Below are 17,668 nucleotides of genomic sequence, written 5' to 3'. Positions count from 1 at the left end.
CAAAATTGAGTTAATTGATAAATTTTTCCGACTGAATATTCAACTCAATATCCCAATGCTTGAACTGCACTTGCTCATCCTGCAAATCTGCAATCAGCAGAGGCCATTGTTTGGCATCACCCGAAACACTGAGTTGCCATTGTTGATCATTTACTACAGACAGTTCAATGGCAGGAAGCACCTGATCACTGCGACTATGATTGATTAAAACTGCTAAACGTAATAACAGGCAAAGATAGGCCAGTTTTTCGCCTCCTGCCCGCGTTACTTCAATTTTTGCTTCATGACGCAGCTTGCGGCGATGAAAGCCCACCAGCCGAGACAGATGATTTTGATCAATCTGGGAGAATCCCGGAATATCGGAATGTTGAAGTAAATAGGCACCATGACGATGATATCCACCATGACTGATTGCAAGACCAATTTCATGCACATAGGCGGCACGACGTAGCAGATCGCGATCATCACAAGTCAGATTTAATGATTCTGCCACGCCATCAAATAGTTGCTGGGCAGTTTTTACTACACGCTCTGCCTGTTTCGGATCAGCGTTATAGCGTCCCATCAATGCCTGTACACTACGGTCCCGAATATCTTCATGCTTAAAACGTCCCAACAGGTCATACATCACCCCTTCACGAAGTGCACCATCTGAATACACCAGTTTATCTAGCTCCAGGACTTCAAATACAGCATACAAGATGGCAATCCCGGCAGGTAAAACAGCACGCCGGTCATCTTTTAAACCTTCGAAATCAATTTCAGAAGCATGCTTAAACTTAAGCAGTTTCTCTTTTAATTTATATAGACCTTCACGGGTAACTTTTTCCTGCTCGTCACTCAACCCCATATTAACCATAATCTGACGGCAGGCCTTAATGGTTCCACTTGAGCCTACGACAGTATCCCATCCTTCAGTTTTATAGGTATTAGCTATTGCAGAGAGCTCTTTACGTGCAGCAACCACAGCTTTATCAAAAGCTTTTACAGAAATAGAGCCGTCAGCAAAATAGGCTTTGGTATAGGCCACACAACCCATCTGTAAAGATTCAGTATGCAAGGGTTCAAACTCTTCACCAATAATCAGCTCAGTTGAACCGCCACCAATATCGACGACTAGCCGGCGGCCACCATTAGCAATAGTATGTGAAACTCCCAGATAAATCAGACGGGCTTCTTCACGCCCTGCAATGATTTCAATCGGCTTTGGCAAGATTTCGGCAGCTTTTTGAATAAATTCATGCCCGTTTTTCGCTTGACGCAAGGCATTGGTTGCTACAATTCGCATGCGGGTAGGTTGTACTGAACCCAAACGCGCCACAAAACGGGCAAGGCAGGCTAAACCCCGCTGTTGTGCAGCTTCAGTCAAGTTTTTATTTTCATCAAGGCCGGCCGCCAGTTGAACTTTTTCTGACATTGAGGCAACTTTTTTGACTTCCCCATGATCAACTCTGGCAATTGCAAGATGAAAACTGTTTGACCCCATGTCTATGGCAGCAAGCAATTCTTCATCGATCAAAAAATCAGACATTCTTTACACATACCTTCACCGAATTGTCGCTTAGAGTAATTCACATGCTATGAATTTAAAAGACGTTTACTCAACATTTACTCGAGTTTATATTTTTTGTTTTACTTAATGATTGTGTATCACGATTGTCAGTATCGTGAGCTTCCATTAGACAAAACAACAGATAAGAGGAAAAATAACTTTAACTCTTTCATTGAACCTGATGGCTGTGTAATATTCGCAAAATTACAATGCTATCTTTAAAATACTTTTGGAGTCATACCCATGTCTGCTAATATTGTTAATACAACTGATGAAAACTTCCAGGCAGATGTTCTGGACGCTGAAACTCCAGTGCTGGTAGATTTCTGGGCAGGATGGTGTGCCCCATGTAAGGCAATTGCTCCTGTACTTGAAGATTTATCACGTGAATACGAAGGCAAGGTCAAAATCGTTAAAGTTGACGTGACTTCATGCGAAGATACGGCTGTAAAATACAATATCCGTAATATTCCAGCACTGTTGATGTTTAAGAATGGCGAAGTTGTAGGTCAGCAGGTAGGTGCTGCTCCACGCTCGAAACTGGCTGCATTTATTGACGAAAATATCTAATCTGGTTTTAAACATCCGTTATAAAAATACGCTGTTATAAAATAGCGTATTTTTTTCATGCTTAAATTGACAAACTTCCTGTTCTGACTTATATTTCATGCTCAAGAAACGTTGGAGCAATTCTCGCTCTCCACTTTCTTAAAAGATACAAAACATAAGATCGCCGCTCGGCAACAGAAAGTGTTTTATACATTTCTCTTCGATACAACTAATCAGTCATCTGAGTTTGTTATTGTGCAATTACGACGGACTTACTCATATTGCATGCGGCCGACTTTTGCTTCTTCTTAACTTCCACTTCATATGTCCCTTTTTAGACCTATCTGACCATCTATGAACTTAACCGAACTCAAGAAAAAACCGATTGGCGAACTTATTAAAATTGCTGAGTTTATGGGCCTTGAAGGAATGGCTCGTAACCGCAAGCAAGATATTATTTTTGCCATCTTGAAACGTCATGCTATGAATGGCGAAGAAATTTTTGGTGATGGTGTACTTGAAATTCTCTCTGACGGTTTTGGCTTCTTACGTTCAGCTGCGGGTTCGTATCTCGCAGGCCCAGACGATATCTATGTCAGTCCATCCCAAATTCGCCGTTTTAATTTACGTACGGGTGATACCATTACAGGTACTATTCGCCCGCCAAAGGAGGGTGAACGTTATTTTGCCCTGCTTAAAGTTAACCAGATTAACTATGACACACCTGAAAACTCACGTAACAAGATTCTCTTTGAAAACCTGACCCCACTCTTTCCAACCGAACAGCTGGTAATGGAACTTGGTAATGGTACAACGGAAGACTTGACAGCACGTGTGGTTGACCTGGTTGCTCCGATTGGTAAAGGTCAGCGTTCAATTATTGTAGCGCCACCAAAAGCCGGTAAGACCATGTTGCTGCAGAATATTGCTCAGTCAATTGTTCGTAACAACCCGGAAGTTTTTCTGATCGTGCTGCTCATCGATGAACGTCCAGAAGAAGTAACTGAAATGGAGCGGACGGTTCGTGGTGAAGTAGTAGCATCTACCTTTGATGAATCACCTGCTCGCCATGTTCAGGTAGCTGAAATGGTTATTGAAAAAGCTAAACGTCTAGTTGAACATAAAAAAGATGTGGTAATCCTGCTTGACTCGATTACCCGTCTGGCCCGTGCTTATAACACGGTAATTCCATCATCAGGCAAAGTACTGACTGGTGGTTTAGATGCACATGCTTTAGAACGTCCTAAACGTTTCTTCGGTGCTGCACGTAATATCGAAGAAGGCGGCTCTTTGACGATCATCTCAACTGCCCTGATTGAAACTGGCAGCAAGATGGATGACGTCATCTATGAGGAATTTAAAGGTACAGGTAACCAAGAAATCACCCTAGACCGCCGTATTGCAGAAAAGCGTGTTTTCCCTGCCATGAATATCAAGAAATCAGGAACGCGTCGTGAAGAGCGCCTGATGAGTGAAGAGAATCTGCGCAAAGTCTGGATTCTGCGCAAACTTCTTCATCCTATGGATGAACTGGCAGCTATGGAATTCCTGCTTGACCGTATGAAAGAAACCAAGACCAATGATGATTTCTTTGATCAGATGAAACGCAAGCAATAAGCAAGAACTGTAAAGTAAGTACTCATAATATAAAGGCCATCTATAACGATGGTCTTTATATTTTAGTTGACAAGTTTTACATATTGATACAAACGACTTAACTTCATGTTTAATTTGTTTACAAGCTTTTGATTAATAAAGCCTTCATTTAAAAAAACCTATAACTTTTAAGCATTTATTTAGTACTTGTCCAATGTATTTTTCATTTTCCATTGTTATTTTCTGTTAAAAATCAGACGTTTTTTTGCATTTTTTGACCTTTTTTTAAGGTTAGGCAGTAGTAATTAAAAAATGGCAGTGATAGCATATTTACAGCCCAGTTAGTCTGCTCCATGCGTTGTTACCTATCTAACGTTAGGAATAATAAAAGCACAAAACAGGCTGGCTCAGGTTTTTTTTAATCTCAACTTTTTTATGAGAGTGATGCCATGTTATTCAAGAAAATCGCTATTGCTGCTGCAGTTGCTACTACCCTAGCTTTCGTTGGTTGTGCTAAAAAAACTGAAGATGCTGCTGCTGATGCAAACGCTGCTGCTACTGAAGCTACTGCTGCTGCAAACGAAGCAGAAACTGCTGCTGACGCTGCTGCTGTAGAAGCTGCTCCTGCTGCTGAACAAGCTGCTACTGATGCTGCTCAAGCTGCTGACCAAGCTGCTGACGCTGCTACTGATGCTGCTGGCGCTGCTACTGATGCTGCTGACGCTGCAACTAAAGCTCCAGCTGCTGATGCTAATGCAACTAATGCTACAGCTACTGACGCTCCAGCTACTGAAAAAGCTGCTCAATAATCTATACGATTATTTGTCAAAAAAGAGAGCCTTTGGCTCTCTTTTTTATTGTCTAAATCTTTAAAAAATTATAAGTTATCTTTCTATCTAACATTTTTATTATCTTTCAGGCTTTCCTCTCTTCTTCTATAGTTTTTAAAAATTTCTGCTCCAGTGTCTTACAATTCAGAGCCGACCTAAAAATAATTAAAAAAAAGCAGGTCAATCGACCTGCTCATTCCCCACACGTTGTCTAAATTTCTGTCCTGCTCGGAAAGTCACTACACGACGTGCTGAAATTGGAATTTCTTCACCTGTTTTTGGGTTACGACCTGGGCGCTGGCGCTTATCGCGTAACTCAAAGTTACCAAAACCGGAGAGTTTTACCTGTTCACCGGCAATCAAAGCTTGACTAATCTCATCAAAAAATAACTCAACCATTTGTTTCGCTTCACGGCGGTTCAGGCTCGTAAGCTCACTAAGATGATCGGCCATTTCTGCTTTAGTTAATGCTGTCATGAGGCCCTCAATGTCGCTTGATAAGTGTTTTCCAACACTTCAATAATTTTATCCATACCTGATTTAATTTCAGCATCTTCAAGCGTACGTGTTGGGTGTTGCCACAACAGCGCAAATGCTAGTGAGCGTTTGCCCTCTTCAACACCTTGACCCGTATACACATCAAACAGCCAAGCTGAGTGAAGCAGCTCACTGCCTGTTTGTTCGATTAACTGCTGAATTTCACTAACATTTATCTTATCACTAATTAAAAGTGCAATATCACGTCGAACCGATGGAAAACGTGATAATTCTGTAAAATTAGATACATAAGATTGCAAAACAGCCTTTTGATCCAGTTCGGCAACCCAAGTGATACCTAAATCAAGCTCATCTTCTAGTGAAGGATGCAAACGTCCCAGATAACCCACGGTTTTTCCATCCACCAGAATTTCGGCTGACTGACCAGGATGTAACCATGATCGTTCTGAAGGAACATACTCTACCTTAATCCGGCCTGCTGCCAAAATTGCTTCTACATCACCCTTTAAATCAAAGAAATCCATCACTTGAGTTTTAGCATGCCAAGATTCAGGTACACGGGATCCAACTGCAATAAGGGCCAGAGTTGGAATTTGCTGAAGACCAGAGATATCAGTTGCATTCTGATAGTCAAAGCGCAAACCCAGTTCAAACAGGCGCACACGGTTTTGCTGACGGTTCAGGTTATATTGTACACATGGAATCAGGCTCGATAATAAAGTACTTCGCATGGCAGCGAGATCACTTGAGATCGGATTTGCCAACATTAATGGATGTACCTGTGGATTAAGCTGCTTTTCAAGTTTAGCATCAGCAAAACTGAAGCTGATGGCTTCCTGGTATCCCAAGGTTGCAATAGTCTGACGTAATTGCCCAAGCTCAAGCTGATCCTGATATTTTGCCAGTTTGACATCAATGACCGGTAAACTGATCTGGATGTTGTCATAACCATCTATTCGAGCCACTTCTTCGATCAGGTCTTGATATATTGCCAAGTCATAACGATGTGAAGGTGGCACAACTATCCAGTGTCCTTCAGCTTGTGTTTCAACCCAGCAGCCTAAACGCGTTAAAGCATCTGCAATAAACTCTCCATCAAGCTGATAACCCAGTAATTGGTCAACCTGTGTCTGTTTCAGCTCAATGGCATCACGTGCTGGTAAAAGCTCAGACTGTTCCACCACTGTAATTGGACCGAATTCACCACCCGCCAATTCCTGAATCAATTGAGATGCGCGGTTCATGGCCAGCATTGGCAACTCAAAATCCACGCCACGTTCATAGCGCTGTGAAGCATCCGTATGCAGTCCGAAACGGCGGGCACGTCCAGCAATAGCAAGTGGTGCAAAGAATGCAGACTCAAGGAAGATTTCCGTAGTTTCATCAGAAACTGCAGAAGACAGGCCTCCCATAATTCCGGCAATTGCTAATGCTTTTTCATCATCAGCTATGACCATTATATCCTCAGAAAGTGTAACTTCCTGCTCATTGAGCAAGACCAGTTTTTCTTGCGGGTTTGCCTGACGGACATGTACCGCACCTTGTACATTGCCAGCGTCAAAAGCATGTAATGGTTGGCCTAGCTCCATTAATACATAGTTGGTAATATCGACCAGAATACTATACTGACGAATTCCGGAACGGGCCAGAGCCTGCTCCATCCAGAGTGGAGTAGCTGCTTTGGTATTTACATGTTTAATAACCCGGCCCAGGTAACGTGGACAGCCAGCAGTGTCCACAATCACTTTCTTTTCATCGGCAATAGTGGCTGCAACGTCTGCAACTTCAGGTGCAGTAACTGCCAACTGGTTAATTACTCCAATTTCACGGGCAATACCGCGAATGCTGAAGCAGTCACCACGGTTAGGTGTAATACTGATATCAATGACATGATCGTCAAGATTAAGATATTCACGGACGTTCATACCAATCGGTGCATCATCTGGCAGCTCAAGCAGTCCATCAAGTTTATCTTCAAGATCAATTTCAGAGGCACCACAGAGCATTCCCTGAGATTCAACACCACGAAGTTTGCCTTTTTTAATTTTGAAATCACCAGGCAAAACTGCCCCAATTGTTGCGACTGCTGCTTTCATACCTGCACGCACATTAGGTGCACCGCATACAATCTGTAAAGGTTCATCCGAACCAATATTAACAGTCGTTACACGCAGACGGTCTGCATCAGGATGCTGCTCTACACTTAGAACTTCACCCACGACAACTCCGGTAAAAGGTTTTGCTGCCGGTGACATATCATCGACTTCAAGACCGAGCATTGTCAGTTGATTTGACAGCGTTTCACTATCGATGGCCGGATTTACCCAGCTACGTAACCAATTTTCGCTAATTTTCATATCGATTAAACCTTACAAATTTTCAAATCTTGTCTTAAGCAAATTGGCGCAAGAAACGCACATCATTCTGGTAGAACATCCGCAGGTCATTGATGCCATAACGCAGCATAGCGAAGCGCTCTACTCCCAGACCAAATGCGAAGCCTTTATATTTTTCAGGGTCTATACCAGCAGCTTGCAGTACGTTCGGATGTACCATACCGCAGCCCAGCACTTCCAGCCAGCGGCCACGTTCATCCATAATATCCACTTCCGCACTAGGCTCAGTAAACGGGAAATATGAAGGGCGGAAACGGACCTTCAAGTCCTTTTCAAAGAACTCATTAAGCAGGTTAATCAGCAGGCCTTTAAGTTCTGCAAAGCTGGTATTTTCTGCGACATATAATCCTTCAATCTGGTGAAACATTGGTGAATGGGTCTGGTCCGAATCACAACGGTAAACGCGGCCCGGGCATACAATACGAATAGGCGGCTCAGACGTTTCCATAGTGCGAATTTGTACACCCGAAGTATGCGTACGCAATAAATGCTTGGCATCAAAATAGAAAGTATCATGCATGGCACGTGCCGGATGGTGGCCAGGAATATTCAACGCTTCAAAGTTATGATAGTCATCTTCAACTTCTGGTCCGGTTGCAATAGTAAAACCGGCTTTAGTAAAGAACTGACAGATGCGCTCTTGCACCTGAGTCACCGGATGGATACTGCCCATGCGCTGGCCACGGCCTGGCAAAGTAATATCAATAGTCTCACTGGCAAGTTTTTGTTGTAATGCAGCCTGCTGTAATTCTTTCTGACGTTCTGTTAGCGCAGTATTGATCGCTTCACGTACGGCATGAATGGCAGCGCCCTGAATCTTACGTTCTTCAGGGTCCATTTTGCCCAGTGCCTTGGACTGTTCTGCTAGCTGGCTTTTTTTACCCGTAAATTGAACGCGTACTTGGTCGAGTGTAGCAAGGTCTTGAGCCGCTGCAATTGCAGCCAGCGCTTCAGTGGTCAGGGCTTCCAGTGACATATTAACTCTCAAAGCATCAAAGTTGGAAATATAATAAAACTCTGCATTCTAACAGTTTTTATCCGGATTGATGAAGCCATCAGGCAGGAAAATTAGATTGGCAGGATGATTTATAAAAAGTATAAGATAAGATGAATGACAATGAGATCAACCCTAATGGCACTCGATCAAATCTGGAAACAACAATTAAGTCTCGTTACTTATGGCAATGAATATTTAAGCCATGACCTGCCCTTTAGCCGCTGGCTACATCATTCTATTTTTCAGCAACATATCTTCAGTTTTCGCAACTTGCATACACAGCACTTGCTAGCCCAGCATTTTCAAATCTGGCTGGAGGGTTTAAAGAAACGTGGGGTTTACCGTTTAAGTCTGCATAGTTCAAATTTATTGATTGATGAGAAAAACCCGAATGCAAATGTTGAGCTGTTGCCATTTGCTCATTTTATTGTCAGTCATGAGCATCAAAAAAAGACAGCATGGATTTTCGGAAAGGAACTGGCTGAATGGTATATTGCTGAAAACGATTTTGAAGCACCTGCTGGACAACGTCTGGATAAGCGTCATGAAACATTCTGGAGCTATGAGTTACCAGGGCGTTTATCCAAACTGGTTGATATTGACCTGCAAGATGCCAATTGGGATGAAATACACCAGTTCATTGAACAGGAACTTTTCAGAACCCAATTTGCCCAAGGTTATGTAGAGCCTGCAAACCGCCACCTACCATATTACGGTGTCAGTGAGCCAGCATCCCAAGTAGCGTCTGACAGTATATCATTACAATATTTGGCCTTAATTCCAACTGACTATTCTGCCGATATTGCACATGAACTATTACACCGGGTAACTGCACTGTCAGAATTTGTCGAGTATAAGCGTAAACATCCTTTTGATGAGCAGGGTACGACTTTAACGCCTGAAGAACAGATTAACCTGAGACATTTTTCTCAAAAAATTGATGACCTGCTCAGCAAGCTGATCGTTAAAGTTGCCAATCACTATAAATCTGCACAGTTAACTTATGTAGAACCGGTAGCAACCCCACTAGATAGTCCAGCAGTTACCCTGGCACAACCCGTACGTAAAGAAAAAGTACCAGCAGGTACACATAAAGCCGGCATGGGAAATGTGATTAAATTGCTTCTTTTAACAATCGTAATTTGTGTCGTCGCCTATTATTTTGGATTGTAACTGCTAAATATTTTTCTAACCCAAAGTTGTGTTCATATTGAGTCTATGACCCAGTATGAACGCAATGTCAGAACTCTAATAATCAGCTTAGAGAAACTTGGTACAATTTATGAATTAAATCAGTTTCTATTTTTAGATTTACTCATCATTATTATCAGTCAAAATAAAAATTTAAAGTTTTATACAAGATTTATAAGCGAGTTGCTCCCGCTCATGATAAAAATTAGTGCTGGAAGAATAATTTTGGGCCTTATAGTAATAAATAAAATATTTTAACTATTTTCAACAATTTAAAGGCTTACTTTACTTACGACCAGATGTTTTTAAAGATAATAAAAAAGACTGCAAAAGCAGTCTTTTTTAGATCATCGAAGATGATTAAGCAGCTAACGCACCTTTAGCTTTTTCAGCTAAAGCAGCAAAAGCAACTGCATCATGCATAGCGATGTCAGCAAGTACGCGACGGTCGATGATTACCTGAGCTTTTTTCAGACCAGAAATCATACGGCTGTAAGACAGACCGTTTTGACGCGCACCAGCATTGATACGTGCAATCCATAAAGAACGGAACTGACGTTTCTTCTGACGACGGTCACGGTAAGCGTATTGACCAGCTTTGATTACTGCTTGGAACGCTACGCGGTAAACGCGTGAACGAGCGCCATAGTAACCTTTAGCACGAGCAAGAATTTTTTTGTGACGGCGATGAGCCTGTACACCACGTTTTACACGAGCCATTTATAATCTCCTTAGATGTATGGGCACATACGACGAACTGAAGCAACGTCACTTACGTGAACCATTACACAGCCGCGCAATTGACGGATACGCTTAGCAGATTTTTTGGTCAAAATGTGGCGTTTGAACGCTTGTTTACGCTTGAAACCGTTTGCAGTCGCTTTGAAACGTTTAGCTGCACCACGGCGAGTTTTTAACTTTGCCATAACAACCTCTTTAAGCACCTGTTCGGCTCGTCTGCACCATTGCAATAACGACCTGCAGGTAAGGAAGGCGACATTTTATAGCAACTCTGCCTAAAACAAAAGCAATTAATCGGATTTTCATGATTTTAATCGGGCTTCAATACAGAAGATATATTTCTTGAATAATTTAGAAATGATGGAAATTTCAGCTTTTATTCAGGAGTATAATCACTACAAAAATATGTAGAACCCTCTTATATGTCTAACCAGCATGATGCTTTTGCCGCCTTGCGGTATCGAGACTTCTCGATTATTACACTCAACCAGTTTTGTCTCACTCTTGCCATTCTGATTCAAGAAATTATTGTTGCCTATTCTCTTTATCAAATTACCAAAGATCCTCTCACATTGGGGCTGATTGGACTGGCAGAAGCCATACCATTTATTGCACTTTCCTTATGGGGTGGCTATTTTGCTGACCGTTTTAACAAGCAGACGATTATGAAAGTTTGCCTGTTTTTTGCAGCCCCCTTGCCGCTTATCTTATGGTGGCTCTTTCATGCCTATGCAATAGATTCGATCACAATTAACAGTCTTTCTTGGGGAATCTATGCAGTTATTTTTGGACTAGGCACCATTCGCGGTTTTTACAACCCTTCTGCGACCTCCCTAAAACCTTTTCTGATTCCCAAAGCCATCTATGCCAATGGCGCAACATGGACCACCATTGGCTGGCAAAGTGGTGTAATTTTAGGCCCGATGCTAGGTGGTTTTATGTTGGCCTTTCTTGGCCGTGAAACCAGCCTGATTGCTGTTTCAATATTACTTGCCCTATGTTTTATGCTTATTAATCTGCTTCAAAAACGTAATTTTCCTGTGATGGAAGAGCATCGAGTGCTGGATTCACTGGGTGAGGGTTTTCGCTTTATCTGGAAAACCAAAATTGTACTGTGGGCCATTTCTCTGGACCTTGTTTCAGTCCTGTTCGGTGGTGTCATCGCACTGCTGCCCATTTTTGCAGAAGATATTTTGAAGGTCGGACCCGAAGGCCTAGGCTACTTGCGTGCTGCTCCTTCAATTGGTGCCCTGGTTACCATGATAGCTTTAACCAAATTCCCTCCCACTCAGCATGCCTGGCGCAACATGTTACTGGCAGTTGCTGGTTTTGGTATATTTACCCTGCTGTTTGCCTTTTCAGATCATGTGTGGCTTTCACTTTTCGCTCTTGCCATGACTGGAGCTTGTGACAGTATTTCTGTAGTTATCCGACAGACTATTTTACAGATTTTTCCTCCCGAAAATATGCGGGGCCGTGTAGCTGCCGTAAATGGAATGTTTGTTTCATCTTCAAATGAACTGGGCGCATTTGAATCGGGCCTGGCGGCCAAATATATGGGTACAGTTATGGCGACAGTATTTGGCGGCTGCATGACCATGGCTGTAGTCGTAGTTAGTTGGGCCAAAACCAAAGATCTATTTGATATAGATATAACCCAGAGTTCAGATAATCAATTCAAATAGATATTTGGCTTGGGGCGCCTAGGCCTTTTCAGACTTCTTTTATATTGTCATCTGGATAGAAACAGATAATACTTAGCCGCCAGAGCTGGCCGAACGGGCAATGGCTCACTTTATCTAATAATGAAATGAATAAACTTATGAAATATGCTCTTCCTGTTCTATTTCTAATGGGCCTGCCGTCAAGTATAAGTTATGCTGCGGCACCAGCAACCATGAAGCTTACTCCACAAACCAGTTCTGCATTACCTGCACATTTAACAACACGCATTCAATGGATCCGTTTTCCTCAGCCAGTTTATAAAGATGAGGATTTAAAGGGCCAAGATCGCCACGCCATCATTCGTATTTATGCAGATGAAACAGGTAAGGTTAATAAAGCTGCAATTCAGGAAAGTACGGGTATTAAAACTCTTGATGACATCCTGCTGAATGCTGTGCAACAAGCTCAAGTCAAAGCCTATATTGAAAATGACACAGCTTTGCCAGTGATTGGCTATCAGGCTTTTAGCCTGAAATTAGACGACAATGCCGATCAGGACTGTCTTTATAATTTTAATTCAGAAAACTGGCGGGCTCAGCAACAGAATAAAAAAGTTCCTTTCAAGTATCTAAATCAGCCTCAACTGGAAATTAATCGCGACCAGTTGAATGGCTATGATCGTAGCATTAAATTTAGTTTTAAAAGCAATAAACAGGGTAATATCAAAAAAGTAAAAATACAGCAGGGTTCAGGAACCTACGCACTTGACCAGGCAGTAATACAGGCGGTTTCACAGGTACAAATTTCTGCTCCGCGTAAATTCTGGATTTATAAAAAGTCACACTTTAAAGACCAGATTCATTTTAAGCTGGAAGAATGCCAGTAAATTTCCAGAAATACAGGGAGTAGCTATTCTACTTCCTGTATTAAAATAAAATATAAGCTAAATAAATAAAAAGATAACGTCCTGTTTTGGCCACGGTCACCATCAACAGAAATCTTAAAAAATTTTCTTTTAACAGCCCCGCAATTAGGGTAATCGGATCACCAATGACTGGTAACCAGCTAAGTAACAGTGACCAATATCCATATTTATAATAAAAGTTCTGTGCTTTTTGTATCTTGGCTTCAGATACCGGAAACCACTTCTTATGCTTATAGTGTTCAATATGAATTCCCAGCCACCAATTTATGCATGAACCTAAAATGTTTCCGGCACTGGCAACCATTAATAGCAATAGAGCTGAATAATGTTGTTGCGCAAGCAAACCAAGCAATACTGCCTCAGACTGCAAGGGCAATAGAGTCGCTGCACCAAATGCAGATATAAACAGTAGAAGGTATGCCATTGAAGATCAGTCCCAGATAAGGACTGAAGTATAAACTGTCTCTATGGCTGGGTTATCTACTCTACAATAAATTAAAGCTGAATAGATAAAGCCCGCTGTATGGCAGGACGTGCTGTTAGGCGCTCTACATATTCTTTCACATATGGATAGTCTTCTAACTGAATTCCCTGCCATTCATAGCGTAAAATCCAGGGTAAAATTGCCATATCTGCAATAGAGTACTCCCCAGCTACAAATTTTTGGCCGATGAGCTGTTTGTTTAATACGCTATACAAGCGCTTTGTTTCATTTAGATAGCGCTCTATGGCATATGGAATTTTTTCCGGCGCAAAACGGCTAAAATGATGATTTTGCCCAAGCATCGGGCCAAGTCCGCCCATTTGCCACATTAACCATTGTTCAACCTCTACCCGTTCCTGCTCATCCTGTGAATAGAAAAGGCCTGTTTTGCGACCTAAATATTGCAAAATTGCGCCTGATTCAAAAACAGAAATAGGTTCACCACGTGGCCCATCCTGATCAACAATTGCCGGAATTTTATTGTTAGGAGAAATTTTCAAAAAGTCTGGCTGAAACTGGTCATTTTCCATAATATTGATCGGAAAAATCTGATAATCCAGCTCCATTTCTTCAAGGGCAATCGTAATCTTATGGCCATTTGGCGTAGCCCAATAATACAGATCAATCATTTGTTATCCTTTCACTGCTATAGTTATTGTCATGAACAAACGCATTATATCTGTCTTTATAACACAGTTTTATAAATAACTTCTGTGACTGCACCATTAAAACGTTGAAGTTTATGACTAAAACAACCCTATTTAAAGTGCACAAATTCTCATAGCAAGAGATTTGAGAATTTTTTAAAAAAATCTCTCTTGATTTTTTTACTGGCATACCGATATATCTAGTACAGCAATGATCTTCCGGATATTGCTGGTAATTACTGTTGATGCCAAGCGTAACAGTAGTTCTTGTTTATACAACTTTGCTGAACTCATCAGGAGGTTATATCAATGAGTAGCGTAAGCCTTAGTCCACTCTTCCGTCGTAGTATTGGTTTTGACCGTTTAAATGATTTATTCGACTACGCCATGCAAAGTGAGGCACCGAACTATCCACCTTACAATATTGAAAAGCTGGGCGATAATCAGTACCGTATTGTGGTGGCAACTGCCGGTTTTAAACAGCAGGAATTGGCGATTAATCTGGAAAACCGGGTTCTGACTATTACCGGCAAGCCAGACAATGAAACAGGTGATCATAGTGTTGAGTACCTGCATAAAGGGATTGCACGTCGTTCCTTCAAGCTTTCATTACGTCTGGACGAGCATATTGAAGTACAACAAGCTGATTACGAAGATGGCTTATTGATCATCGAATTGCAGCGAATTGTGCCTGAAGAGAAACTGCCACGCCAGATTGCAATTGGCCGTAAAGCTAATGAAAGTGAAGCTGGCAAAGTCTATGAGATTCCTGCTTCTCAAGAATAAAGGGTTAGATTTTTAACTCTTCAATAAAAAAGCACCGCATTCGCGGTGCTTTTTGATATGAGATAATTACTTTTTCTTTTTCGGTCCAAGTAACATACCCATTTGACGGCCTTCCATTTTTGGTGCCTGTTCAACTACACCAATTTCAGCGACATCTGCTTCAATCTTTTGCAATTGAGCCAAACCAAGTTGCTGATGAGCCATTTCACGGCCACGGAAACGTAAAGTAATCTTTACTTTATTTCCTTCTTCCAAGAACTTGATAATTGCACGCAATTTAACTTGGTAATCACCAACATCAGTAGCTGGACGCAACTTGATCTCTTTGACTTGCACCTGATGCTGTTTTTTCTTTGCATCTTTTTGCTTTTGCTTTAGGTCAAACAAGTGCTTGTTGTAATCCATGATTTTACAAACAGGCGGTTCTGCATTAGCAACGATCTCGACCAGGTCAAGATCTGATTCTTCTGCAGCACGCAACGCTTCAGCAAGTGAAACGATTCCTTTTTGTTCACCATCCGCAGCAACGAGGCGTACTTCTTTCGCACGGATCTCGTCATTAATGGCAGGACGGTTACTCTTAGCACCTTGTTGCTGGTTACGGTCAGGCTGTTTAATCTTTATTACTCCACAATATACCGGCCGCGTTCGGCTACGGCTACTTTCACTAAGTCATTGAAGGCATCAATAGACATAGTACCTAAATTTTTTCCTGAGCGGGTACGCACGTTGACCGTACCTTCCTCTACTTCCCGATCACCTAAAACCAGCAAGTAGGGAATGCGCTCAAGTGTACGTTCACGAATCTTAAAGCCGATTTTCTCATTTCTCAAGTCAGAAATTGCACGAATTCCGTTTTCCTTGAGTTTGGCCACTACCTGCTCGCAGGCCTGTGCCTGAGAATCGGTAATGTTCATGACACATGCTTGAACTGGCGCAAGCCAAGGCGGCATAAAGCCCGCATAATGTTCAATAAGTATACCAATAAAACGTTCAAAACTGCCAAGAATTGCACGATGTAACATAACCGGCTGATCACGTTCATTATCTTCAGTCACAAATGAAGCATCTAAACGTTCTGGTAAATTAAAGTCACACTGGATTGTACCACATTGCCAGACACGGCCTAAGCAGTCTTTCAGTGAGAATTCAATCTTCGGACCATAGAATGCACCCTCACCCGGCTGCAGCTCCCATTCTAAACCTGCCGCATCAAGTGCATCTGCCAGAGATTTTTCAGCCATGTCCCAAAGTGCATCATCACCTACACGCTTTTCTGGACGTGTAGACAGCTTCATCTGTACATCTTCAAAACCGAAATCTTTATAGACGTCCAGAGTCAATTTGATGAAGTCTGCAACTTCAGGCCCGATCTGCTCTTTGGTACAGAAGATATGTGCATCATCTTGAGTAAAGCCGCGAACACGCATAATACCATGAAGTGAACCAGACGGCTCGTTACGGTGGCACGAACCAAATTCAGCCAGACGGATCGGCAGGTCACGATAAGATTTCAGGCCCTGATTAAACACCTGAACATGACATGGGCAGTTCATTGGCTTTACGGCATAGTTACGGCTTTCAGAGTGGGTCGTAAACATATTGTCGGCATAGTTAGCCGCATGACCCGATTTTTCCCAGAGTGTAAAGTCTACAATCTGTGGAGTCTTGATTTCTAGATAGCCATTATCCTGCTGTACTTTACGCATGTACTGCTCAAGAACCTGGTAAATAGTCCAGCCATTCGGGTGCCAGAACACCATGCCTGGTGCCTCTTCCTGCATATGGAACAGATCGAGCGCTTTACCGATTTTACGGTGATCACGCTTTTCAGCTTCTTCAATACGCTTGATATAAGCCGCAAGCTGTTTCTTGTCTGCCCATGCAGTACCATAGATACGTTGCAGCTGTTCATTCTTGGCATCTCCACGCCAGTAAGCGCCAGAGATTTTAGTCAGTTTGAATGATTTCAAGAATTTGGTATTAGGTACATGTGGTCCACGGCACATATCCAGATAGTCCTGATGATAATACAGCCCCATCTGGGTTTCTTCTGGCATGTCTGCAATCAGACGTAATTTATACTCTTCTCCGCGTGCAGTAAATTCAGCAATTACTTCATCACGGGGGGTCATTTTCTTGATGACATCATAATCCTGATCGATGAGCTTTTTCATACGCTCTTCAATCGCTGCCATATCATCCAGAGTAAACGGACGTGGCATCCAGATGTCGTAGTAGAAACCTTCTTCAATGACCGGACCAATCACCATTTTTGCTTCTGGAAACAGCTGCTTAACTGCATGACCCACTAAATGTGCGCAAGAATGACGGATAATCTCGACGCCTTCTTCATCTTTCGGAGTAATGATTTGCAAGGTTGCATCTTCTGTAATGAGGTCAGAAGCATCAACCAGTTGACCGTTTACACGACCGGCAACTGTATTTTTTGCAAGCCCGGGTCCAATGCTTTGGGCAACGTCCATAACAGAAACAGCTTGATCAAACTGTTTTTGATCGCCGTTTGGCAACGTGATAATTGGCATAAAATGAATCCTTAAGGAGTGATGCCCCGTACCATAGGGCATTTCACCGCGAGATTATGATCGAGGAAAACCTCAAAAATATAAAAACGGTGGATAGAACAAATTTCGTTAAGAATTTTACACGTCTTGGCTTTATGAAGAAACAGCAAAAACGATAAAATCCTGTGTTGTGAGTGATTTAGTTTATTGTACATAATGAACTGAACCTACAAAACAGCTTTCACCATAATTTGAAAGAATAATATCTTAGTTTTAGAATCAAAAT

Annotated in this window: 17 protein-coding genes; 7 read left to right on the top strand and 10 right to left on the bottom strand. The window is 42.0% G+C overall.

All coding sequences use genetic code 11. The features are described from left to right. Positions 1 to 10 precede the first annotated feature (10 nt). Complete coding sequence (ppx, locus tag ACRAD_RS02770; RefSeq protein WP_005016160.1) at positions 11 to 1,531, bottom strand: exopolyphosphatase; 1,521 nt, start codon at positions 1,529 to 1,531, stop codon at positions 11 to 13. Between the two features lie 264 nt (positions 1,532 to 1,795). On the opposite strand from ppx, the gene trxA reads away from it, so the two are divergent. The 3 genes from trxA (at position 1,796) to ACRAD_RS02755 (ending at position 4,506) form a co-directional block, all read left to right on the top strand. Then, entirely contained in the window at positions 1,796 to 2,122 is a 327-nt protein-coding gene (gene trxA / locus ACRAD_RS02765) for a thioredoxin (protein WP_005016162.1), read from the top strand. A 333-nt stretch (positions 2,123 to 2,455) separates the two neighbouring features. After that, a complete protein-coding gene (gene rho, locus ACRAD_RS02760; RefSeq protein ID WP_005016165.1) occupies positions 2,456 to 3,718 on the top strand; it encodes a transcription termination factor Rho in 1,263 nt (420 codons plus the stop codon). A 428-nt stretch (positions 3,719 to 4,146) separates the two neighbouring features. Then, positions 4,147 to 4,506, top strand: coding sequence for a hypothetical protein (locus ACRAD_RS02755; protein ID WP_005016168.1), 360 nt, complete (start codon positions 4,147 to 4,149; stop codon positions 4,504 to 4,506). 201 nt (positions 4,507 to 4,707) lie between these two features. On the opposite strand, the gene ACRAD_RS02750 is transcribed toward ACRAD_RS02755, so the two are convergent. From ACRAD_RS02750 to pheS, 3 genes are read right to left on the bottom strand one after another with little or no spacing between them, the layout of a single operon-like run. After that, entirely contained in the window at positions 4,708 to 5,004 is a 297-nt protein-coding gene (locus ACRAD_RS02750) for an integration host factor subunit alpha (RefSeq protein WP_005016170.1), read from the bottom strand. Further along, on the bottom strand, positions 5,001 to 7,382 hold the full coding sequence (gene pheT / locus ACRAD_RS02745; RefSeq protein ID WP_005023530.1) for a phenylalanine--tRNA ligase subunit beta: 2,382 nt from the start codon (positions 7,380 to 7,382) through the stop codon (positions 5,001 to 5,003). Before pheT ends, ACRAD_RS02750 begins: the two co-directional genes overlap by 4 nt. 34 nt (positions 7,383 to 7,416) lie before the next feature. Continuing rightward, the gene (gene pheS, locus ACRAD_RS02740) at positions 7,417 to 8,397 is read right to left on the bottom strand and encodes a phenylalanine--tRNA ligase subunit alpha (protein ID WP_005016174.1); all 981 of its coding nucleotides are present in this window, start codon (positions 8,395 to 8,397) and stop codon (positions 7,417 to 7,419) included. A gap of 156 nt (positions 8,398 to 8,553) precedes the next feature. On the opposite strand from pheS, the gene ACRAD_RS02735 reads away from it, so the two are divergent. Continuing rightward, positions 8,554 to 9,591: a hypothetical protein gene (locus ACRAD_RS02735; protein ID WP_005016177.1), complete on the top strand. Its 1,038-nt coding sequence runs from the start codon at positions 8,554 to 8,556 to the stop codon at positions 9,589 to 9,591. 378 nt (positions 9,592 to 9,969) lie between these two features. Here the strand turns inward: ACRAD_RS02735 and rplT are convergent, their stop codons facing one another. Continuing rightward, a complete protein-coding gene (gene rplT, locus ACRAD_RS02725; RefSeq protein ID WP_005016178.1) occupies positions 9,970 to 10,329 on the bottom strand; it encodes a 50S ribosomal protein L20 in 360 nt (119 codons plus the stop codon). An 11-nt stretch (positions 10,330 to 10,340) separates the two neighbouring features. After that, on the bottom strand, positions 10,341 to 10,535 hold the full coding sequence (gene rpmI, locus ACRAD_RS02720) for a 50S ribosomal protein L35 (RefSeq protein WP_001096359.1): 195 nt from the start codon (positions 10,533 to 10,535) through the stop codon (positions 10,341 to 10,343). 237 nt (positions 10,536 to 10,772) lie between these two features. Here rpmI and ACRAD_RS02715 point away from each other — a divergent pair, with 237 nt between their 5' ends. Together ACRAD_RS02715 and ACRAD_RS02710 are read left to right on the top strand one after the other, a co-directional pair. Further along, positions 10,773 to 12,035 (top strand): MFS transporter, encoded by a 1,263-nt coding sequence (locus tag ACRAD_RS02715; RefSeq protein ID WP_005023527.1) that lies wholly within the window; start codon positions 10,773 to 10,775, stop codon positions 12,033 to 12,035. Positions 12,036 to 12,172: 137 nt separating this feature from the next. Further along, positions 12,173 to 12,901 (top strand): TonB family protein, encoded by a 729-nt coding sequence (locus ACRAD_RS02710; RefSeq protein ID WP_005023523.1) that lies wholly within the window; start codon positions 12,173 to 12,175, stop codon positions 12,899 to 12,901. 40 nt (positions 12,902 to 12,941) lie between these two features. On the opposite strand, the gene ACRAD_RS02705 is transcribed toward ACRAD_RS02710, so the two are convergent. Further along, entirely contained in the window at positions 12,942 to 13,364 is a 423-nt protein-coding gene (locus ACRAD_RS02705; protein ID WP_005023519.1) for a YqaA family protein, read from the bottom strand. Positions 13,365 to 13,435: 71 nt separating this feature from the next. Next, positions 13,436 to 14,053 (bottom strand): glutathione S-transferase N-terminal domain-containing protein, encoded by a 618-nt coding sequence (locus tag ACRAD_RS02700; RefSeq protein ID WP_005023517.1) that lies wholly within the window; start codon positions 14,051 to 14,053, stop codon positions 13,436 to 13,438. 327 nt (positions 14,054 to 14,380) lie between these two features. Between ACRAD_RS02700 and ACRAD_RS02695 the strand changes: the two genes are divergently transcribed. Next, positions 14,381 to 14,857: an Hsp20 family protein gene (locus tag ACRAD_RS02695; RefSeq protein WP_005016188.1), complete on the top strand. Its 477-nt coding sequence runs from the start codon at positions 14,381 to 14,383 to the stop codon at positions 14,855 to 14,857. A gap of 66 nt (positions 14,858 to 14,923) precedes the next feature. Here ACRAD_RS02695 and infC read toward each other — a convergent pair whose 3' ends face one another. Both infC and thrS read right to left on the bottom strand, forming a co-directional pair. Further along, positions 14,924 to 15,475: a translation initiation factor IF-3 gene (gene infC / locus ACRAD_RS02690; protein ID WP_080548202.1), complete on the bottom strand. Its 552-nt coding sequence runs from the start codon at positions 15,473 to 15,475 to the stop codon at positions 14,924 to 14,926. 5 nt (positions 15,476 to 15,480) lie between these two features. Continuing rightward, complete coding sequence (gene thrS / locus ACRAD_RS02685; protein WP_005016194.1) at positions 15,481 to 17,403, bottom strand: threonine--tRNA ligase; 1,923 nt, start codon at positions 17,401 to 17,403, stop codon at positions 15,481 to 15,483. Positions 17,404 to 17,668: the final 265 nt, after the last annotated feature.

It is taken from the genome of Acinetobacter radioresistens DSM 6976 = NBRC 102413 = CIP 103788, assembly GCF_006757745.1.
Lineage (GTDB): Bacteria > Pseudomonadota > Gammaproteobacteria > Pseudomonadales > Moraxellaceae > Acinetobacter > Acinetobacter radioresistens.
This window is presented reverse-complemented; position numbering and strand designations above follow the sequence as displayed.